This is a genomic window from Methylorubrum zatmanii, assembly GCF_014845115.1.
GTDB lineage: Bacteria > Pseudomonadota > Alphaproteobacteria > Rhizobiales > Beijerinckiaceae > Methylobacterium > Methylobacterium zatmanii.
In genome coordinates, this window is sequence record NZ_NKUI01000282.1 from 1 (window position 1) to 2,301 (window position 2,301).

Annotated in this window: 1 protein-coding gene, 2 tRNA genes and 1 pseudogene; 2 read left to right on the forward strand and 2 right to left on the reverse strand. The window is 65.6% G+C overall.

Going from position 1 to position 2,301, the window contains the following annotated elements:
- Window positions 1-269: 269 nt before the first annotated feature.
- Window positions 270-920, reverse strand: coding sequence for a protein-L-isoaspartate O-methyltransferase family protein (locus tag MZTS_RS23540; protein WP_192285680.1), 651 nt, complete (start codon window positions 918-920; stop codon window positions 270-272).
- 181 nt (window positions 921-1,101) lie between these two features.
- A tRNA-Cys gene (locus tag MZTS_RS23545) sits at window positions 1,102-1,175 on the reverse strand.
- A gap of 256 nt (window positions 1,176-1,431) precedes the next feature.
- Between MZTS_RS23545 and MZTS_RS23550 the strand changes: the two genes are divergently transcribed.
- Window positions 1,432-1,507 (forward strand) — tRNA-Asn (locus tag MZTS_RS23550).
- A 481-nt stretch (window positions 1,508-1,988) separates the two neighbouring features.
- Window positions 1,989-2,301: pseudogene (locus MZTS_RS23555) on the forward strand (transposase); the annotation flags it as partial.

Genomic DNA, 2,301 nt, shown 5'->3' on the forward strand with positions numbered 1-2,301 from the left:
CACGTTTCCTGGAAAATGTCCGCATGCGGCTACCGGCGTTCTGATCGCCTCATCCCAAAGCCGGTCGATCCCTTCGGGATGGCGGATGTGGGCTTCGCTCAGACGCCGCGCGGGCTCCCCGATCCTGCCTCCGGTCTGATCAGCCGGAGACAGGATCATGCCGATAGGCCCCGAATCTCTCGGGTACGGGTGGATTTACTGCAAGGTGGGAGGCGCGGCTTCGAGCGAGCCGCGCGGCGGCCTGTTGCCCGGGAGGCGCCGAAGCGGTCTCAGAAAGCGAAGCCGGGATCGGTTGTGAAAGCCTTGAGTGCGGGCAGTGAGGCGTCGAACAGGGAGCGCGATCCGAACGCATCGCCCGCCCGAACGAACAGAGTCGCCTTGGCGGTGCGATCCGGGCCGAGGACGCAGACAAGGCGGCCTTCATCGCGCAGTTGGTCGAGCAGGGCCTGCGGACGGGTCTCGACCCGGCCTTCGACAAGGATGGCGTCGAAGGGGGCGCCCTTTGCCGGCGCGGTCAGCGTGCCCTGGACGACCTCGGCGGTCTCGCCGAGACGCTCGCGGGCCGTCGCGGCGAGGTTTGCGGAGGATTCCAGGGCGACGACCTCGGCGCCGAGGCGCCGGAGGATGGCCGCGCCGTAGCCGAAGCCGGTGGCGACATCGAGGGCGCGGGTGCCGGGGCGGATCTTCAGGGCCTGAATCATCCGAGCCAGCACCATCGGCGCGGGCATGACCCGGACATCGCCCCCATCCGGCGCGAAGGTCAGTGTCTGATCGATATAGGCGAAGTCCTCGCGTCCCGGCGGAACGAAGCGTTCGCGGGCGACTGAGTCGAAGGCGTCGAGCACAGCGTTGTCGTTCACGTCGAAGGTGCGGAGCTGGCAATCGACCATGAGGCGCCGCGCCTGAGCATAATCGATCATGAGCTGTCCCATCCCTCGCCGCCGCGCCAAACTCGTCGTCGCGACCGCCGATCGAGCGGAGCGGTCCCGAGCGGGTCGGGTTGTCGTGGATCGTTTCTGGAATTGCAAGGCTTGCGCGCGACCCCGGCGCTGTCTCAGCGGGCCGGGAGCGTCGATGCCTGTGCTGGGGGTTGGGAAGTTGTGGAGGCCTCGCCCGGAATCGAACCGGGGTGCAAGGATTTGCAGTCCTCTGCGTAACCACTCCGCCACGAGGCCTCACCGCGGTGACCCGCGGCGCTCCGGGCCGTGCGGCCGCTCCGGAGCGAGGCGTCTCTAGCAGAGGCGCAGCCCGCTCGGCAACGGCCTTGTCGCGCATTCGACATAAAGGATTCCGCCGCAGGGCGGTCGCAGGGCAGCGCGGTGGAAAAATCGCCTCAAACGGCCTGAAGGCGAAAAAAGCGCCGAAAGAACCCTTGCGCCGGCAATCGACGAAGGCTAATGACCCCTCAGCGCCGCCGAGGCGGCCGGGTGATCCCCGATAGCTCAGTTGGTAGAGCAAGCGACTGTTAATCGCTTTGTCGCAGGTTCGAGTCCTGCTCGGGGAGCCAAAATTTTTTTCAAGAACTTGTCTGATGTTCGTTAGGGGCGTGTCATCGCACGCGCTTCATACGCTGTTCTTGTCCTGTTTTCAGCCTCCAGGTTTCTCCTTTCGCCGCGCCGTTCGTAGCTCGGCCACGCTAGCCAGACTGAACCACCGATTCGCAGTTATAGAGCATCGTCGTTGACATCTGCGTGTGCGTGGCCGATTGCATCACGTCGGCCGGCGCCGCCCGCCTCGAACGCCTCGCTGGCCACTCCTGCCCTGCTGTCCATGTTCCAGATGCCGTCCGGCCAGCCGGAGGCACGTGCGAGCTCGCGGAAGGTCCGGCTGAAATGCGAGCGTCTCCACGCAAGGCCGGCTCGCTCATCAATGACCAAGAGCCCGATGCCGCGCGGGGGCAACTCGGCGAGTGACCCCGATCCGCCACACTGGTCCACGCTGAGCGCAAGTTTTTCGGGCATCCTGCCCCCTGCAGGAGGGTGGATGCCATGCCTCGCAAACGCTTCACGAACGAACAGATCGCCTTCGCTCTTCGGCAGGCGGAGAACGGTGCATCAGCGGACGAGGTCTGCCGGAAGATGGGGGTCTCGGAGTCGGCCTTTTCCCGCTGGAAGAAGTAGTGCGTCGGCATGGGCGTGTCGGAGATCCGGCGGCTCAAGCAACTGGAAGACGAGAACAGCAAGCTGAAGCGGCTGGTCGCCGACCTGACGCTGGACCGCTCCATGCTGCAGGATGTCTTGAAACGAAAGAGGTAAGGCCCGCCGCATGCCGTGAGGTCGCGGGCCACCTGCAGGTGGCCTA

Bases quoted from the DNA above. Each gene is read 5' to 3' on its own strand.
- MZTS_RS23540 (WP_192285680.1), bottom strand. From the start codon at position 920: ATGATCGATTATGCTCAGGCGCGGCGCCTCATGGTCGATTGCCAGCTC.